At 72.9% G+C, this 4,639-nt stretch carries 4 protein-coding genes; 1 reads left to right on the top strand and 3 read right to left on the bottom strand.

Going from position 1 to position 4,639, the window contains the following annotated elements:
* From QK444_RS32705 to QK444_RS32695, 3 genes are all read right to left on the bottom strand, one after another.
* The coding region (locus QK444_RS32705) for a DUF4153 domain-containing protein (RefSeq protein ID WP_349239558.1) at positions 1-1,472 on the bottom strand (1,472 nt) is incomplete at its 3' end.
* Between the two features lie 105 nt (positions 1,473-1,577).
* Positions 1,578-2,630: an ATP-binding protein gene (locus QK444_RS32700; protein WP_282785918.1), complete on the bottom strand. Its 1,053-nt coding sequence runs from the start codon at positions 2,628-2,630 to the stop codon at positions 1,578-1,580.
* A gap of 448 nt (positions 2,631-3,078) precedes the next feature.
* Complete coding sequence (locus QK444_RS32695) at positions 3,079-3,765, bottom strand: response regulator transcription factor (RefSeq protein WP_282785917.1); 687 nt, start codon at positions 3,763-3,765, stop codon at positions 3,079-3,081.
* Positions 3,766-3,883: 118 nt separating this feature from the next.
* Between QK444_RS32695 and QK444_RS32690 the strand changes: the two genes are divergently transcribed.
* The coding region (locus QK444_RS32690) for an SGNH/GDSL hydrolase family protein (protein ID WP_282785916.1) at positions 3,884-4,639 on the top strand (756 nt) is incomplete at its 3' end.

Genomic DNA, 4,639 nt, shown 5'->3' with positions numbered 1-4,639 from the left:
AGCCGCCGCGACACCCGCTGCCGCACCACCGTGCCCGCGGCCGGGGGCGGGGCCGCCAGCAGGTACAGCGCACCCGCCGTGCCCAGCGCCGCGAGCAGGAACAGCAGCACCCACCGCCACAGCTCGGCCGCGTCCATACTGGGCAGCACACCGTCCACCAGGGTCGCGAAGACCGCGTCCGCGCCCGCCAGCAGCGGCACGAACACCACCAGCAGTGCGACGGTCACCAGCGCCGACCACCACACCCGCTGCTGCGAGGACATCCGCGCCCGCCGCACCCGCGTCACCCCGTGATACAGCCACGGCACCGCGAACAGCATCGCCGTCAGCGGCACGGCCGCCATCTCGAACACCACACCGTGCGCGGAGCGTCGCACCACGGCCAGGGAGGCGACCACTCCGGCGGTGAGGACACACAGGATGAACAGCCATTCCGAGGCGCGGAACGCGCCGACCGCCAGCAGCGCCAGCGCGAGCGCCGACCACCACACCCGCGCCCCGAACCGGAACGGTGATGCGCTCGCCCCAACCTCGGCCTGCTCACCGCCAGATGTGGGAGTTGTTGTGCGCCTGCGGGTTTCAGCAACGTTCGATGAAGTCGCCGTCCCGTCGGCGGTGCGAGTGGCCGCACCGCTCACGGGTGGAGCGGCGGGTGGGTGCTCGGAATCGGCAACCCGCACGGCGGACCCCGGCGTTTCGGCTGATTTCGGCTGGGCCGTGATTGTCGAGGCGTCGGATTCCGGGGCACGCTCCACGGCTTCGATCACCGTATCGGCGAGCGCACCCTCGCCGGTCGTCCGCGCGGACCGGTTCGCCGAACGCCGCGCCGTGTAGTCCACCGTGACGATGGCGGCCGCGACGATCACTCCCGTGAGCAGCCAGCCGATGCCCGGACGGTCCACCGGGATGAACAGCGCCGCCGCCACACCGCTCAGGGCCGTGGCGGACAGAACGCCCCGCGGGAACGCCACCCGGGCGACGGTCGGGGGCTGCTTCGCGGCGGAGTCGACCGCGGTCCCGGTGACGCCCGTACCGCTGTTCGATGCGGGAGTGCCCACCGCGGGGCGATGTCCGGTCGCCGCACCGGTGGCGGGCGGTGAGTCGGCGCGAGCTGCGTGTGCGGTGACGGAGTCCGTCGCGGCGATCGGCCCCGCCGCAGTCACCTCATCGGTCGTGGACGGTCCGGCCTCGGGTGTACCGGTCGCGGCCTCCGCATCGCCGCCCGGATCGACCGCGGTCACCGGGTCGCGGCGGCGGACCGCGTCGACGGGGGCGCCTGCGGACCGCATGCCGGATCGATCTGCCGTGCCGGAGCGTTCTGCGTCGTCCGCCGATGCGGCATGCCGCTCGACCGCCGCCGCACCGACGATCCGGTCTCCGTCCGATTCGGTCGTGGCGACGACGGTCGGCTCGGCGGCGGCGGTCTCGCGACCGTTTCCGGATGCGGTCGAGTCATTCTGTTCGACAGGCACTGTCGAGCTGTCGTCGGCTGGATTCTCCGGCACGGATATCCCCTCCCAGGGTGTGCGGGACCGCCCCGGACGCGAGGTTGCGGCGGGTTCGCGGTCGGGTGTGGGTCAGTCGGTTGTGGTGAGGCGGGGGTCGGGCAGGGTGATGCGGATGCGGGAGCCCGGGTCGGCGACGGTGATGGTGCCGCCGTGCAGGTCCACGATCCAGCGGGCGATGGCGAGACCGAGGCCGGTGCCGCCGCCGTCGGTGGCGCCGCCGCGGGTGAAGCGTTCGAAGATGCGGGAGCGCTGCGCCGGGGGGATGCCGGGGCCGTCGTCGCGGACCTCGATGGTGAGCTGGCCGCGGCCCGCCCGCGCGCTGATCCGCACTTCACCGCCGACCGGACCGTGCCGGATGGCGTTGTCGCACAGGTTGATCAGCACCTGGTGCAGGCGGGCCGGATCGGCGAGGACGGTGAGGTCGGGGTCCACGTCGACGGTGAAGCGGGTGTCGCGGTCGACGGCGGTGGCGACCACCTCGGCCTCGGCGACGACCTCCTTCACCAGCGGGGCGAGCGGAACCCGTTCGATATCCAGTCGCACCGCGCCCGCCTCCACGCTGGACAGCGCGAGCAGCTCCGAGACCAGCAGGCTCAACCGCTCGGTCTGGGCGAGGGCGGTGCGCAGGGTCGCCGGATCGGGTTCGGAGACGCCGTCCACCAGGTTCTCCAGCACCGCGCCCAGGGCCGTGATCGGGGTGCGCAGCTCATGCGACACATTGGCGATGAAGTCGCGGCGCTGCTGGTCGGCGGCGGCGAGATCGGCGGCCATCTGGTTGAACGCCTCCGCCAACTGCCCCACCTCGTCCCGGGAAGTGGCGCGGACCCGCCGCGAATAGTCGCCCTGGGCCATGCGTTTGGCGGCGGCGGTCATCTCCCGCAGCGGGCGCGTCATCCCGTGCGCCAGCACCTGGGACAGGGCCAGCGCCATCAGGGTCGCGGCGATGGTGGTGCGCGGCGGCAGCCAGCCGATGCGCACCGCGAAGAACCCGAACGCCACCGCACCCGAACCGACCATCAGAATCGCGAGCTTCAGCTTGATCGACCGCACCCGGTCCAGCGGGCGCGGCAGCCGCTCCCCCAGCCGGTCGGTGAACTCCCGCAGCCGCGCCGCGCTACTCACGACCGCGCCCGTTCCCGGCGCGGACGCGCGCACACCCGCGACGCCCCGGTGCGGCGGGGCGAATCCGCTCCGGGATCGCTTCCCGGCGGCGATGCGTCCGCGGCGGTTGGGTCGGCAGCGCCGACGCCGGTGCCGCCGGTATCACGGGGAGATCCACCGGTGGCAGGGGTATCACGGGGCGACCCACCCGTGGCAGGGGTCTCGAGGGGCGATCCACCCGTGGTAGCGATATCACAGGCCGCTCCACACGTGGCAGCGGTATCACGGGGCGACCCACCGGTGGCAACGGGTTCACGGGGCGCTCCACCCGTGGCAGGGGTCTCGGGGGGCGTCGCGTCGGTGGCAGCGGCATCGACACCGGAGCGGTAGCGCACGACGACCCGGCGGGTCACGCGCAGACGCGCCGGGTCGACGCCCCATCCGGCCGCGCAGCTCGCGCCGATGCGACTCATCGCGCCTCCAACGCGTACCCGACACCGTGCACGGTGCGGATGAGATCCGCGCCGAGTTTGCGGCGCAGGGCCTTGATATGGCTGTCGACCGCGCGGGTACCGGAGGCGTCGGCCCATCCCCACACCTCGCTGAGCAGCCGTTCGCGGGCCAGTACGGCGCGCGGGCGGCGGGCGAGGTGCACCAGCAGTTCGAATTCCAGTGGGGTGAGCTGGGTTTCGGCGTCCGCGCGCCACACCCGTCGCTGGTCGACATCGATGCGCAGATCGCCGACCAGGATGGTGGCGCCGCGCTCGGCGGTGCGGTCCACGCGGCGCAGCAGCGCGTGCACGCGCGCGGTCAGCACCCGCATGGAGAACGGTTTGGTCAGGTAGTCGTCCGCGCCGACGCCGAGGCCGACGAGCATATCGGTCTCGTCGGCGCGGGCGGTGAGCATGAGCACCGGCACCGGCCGCCGCGCCTGCGCCCGCCGGCACACCTCCAGCCCGTCGAAGCCGGGGAGCATGACATCGAGCACGATCAGATCCGGGTCCAGACGTTCGGCGCTGCTCACCGCAGCCGGCCCGTCGTGGGCCAGGTCCACGGTGAACCCCTCGGCGCGCAACCGCACCGCGATGGATTCCGCGATCGTCGGCTCGTCCTCCACCACGAGGATGCGCCGCCCGCCTCGCTGCTGCTGTTCCATGCAGGTGACCCTATGCAGTCGCCGTGGAGATGGTTCGCACCGCATGTGAAGATCTTGTGGAGACGATGTCGCCCTCGCCTGCGTATTCTGTTCGCGCACCCGCTTCGAAGGAGCGACGATGGACCGGACACTCCACGCGCCAACACCCTTCACCCGCTTCGTCGCCCTGGGAGACAGCCAGACCGAGGGGATCGGCGACCCCGACGGTACGGGCGGATTCCGCGGCTGGGCCGACCGGTTCGCGACCCTGCTCGCCGCGAGCACACCGGACGTGCACTACGCCAATCTGGCCGTGCGCGGTCGGCTGGCGGCCCGCATCCGCGCCGAACAACTCGCCCCCGCGCTGGCCCTGCGCCCCGATCTGGCCACCGTCATGGCCGGGATGAACGACCTGGTGCGACCGTTCTTCGCCATGGACGCGGCCCTCGCCGACATCGAGGCCATGATCACCGCGCTGCGGGCGGCCGGCGCGCATGTGGTCACCTTCACCTACCCGGACATCGGCGCGACCACCCCGATCGCGCGCCCGCTGTCGGGCCGCATCCGCGCCATGAACGCCGCCGTGCGCACCCTGGCCGCCCGCCACGCCACCACCCTGGTGGACTTCGAACCGGTGGCCGCCACCACCCATCGGCGGGTCTGGGCCGAGGACCGCCTGCATCTGAGCCCGCTCGGCCACGACCTGGTCGCCCGTGCCCTCGCCGACACCTTGCGCCTGCCCGGCGCGGACAGCACGTGGCGGAACCCGCTCCCCCCGGAACGCCGCGGGGTCGACGCCCTGCTCGCCGCCGAATTCCGTTGGACCGCCTACCATTTCGCGCCCTGGGTGGCGCGTCGGCTGCGCGGCCGCTCCTCCGGCGACGTCATCACCGCC

The sequence above is a fragment of the Nocardia sp. CC201C genome (assembly GCF_030010695.1).
GTDB lineage: Bacteria > Actinomycetota > Actinomycetes > Mycobacteriales > Mycobacteriaceae > Nocardia > Nocardia otitidiscaviarum.
The sequence above is the reverse complement of the archived record's forward strand: the minus strand, read 5'-3'. Positions and strand labels throughout refer to the sequence as shown.

Coding starts and splice junctions, on each gene's coding strand:
- QK444_RS32695 (WP_282785917.1), bottom strand. CDS start 3,765: ATGGAACAGCAGCAGCGAGGCGGGCGGCGCATCCTCGTGGTGGAGGAC.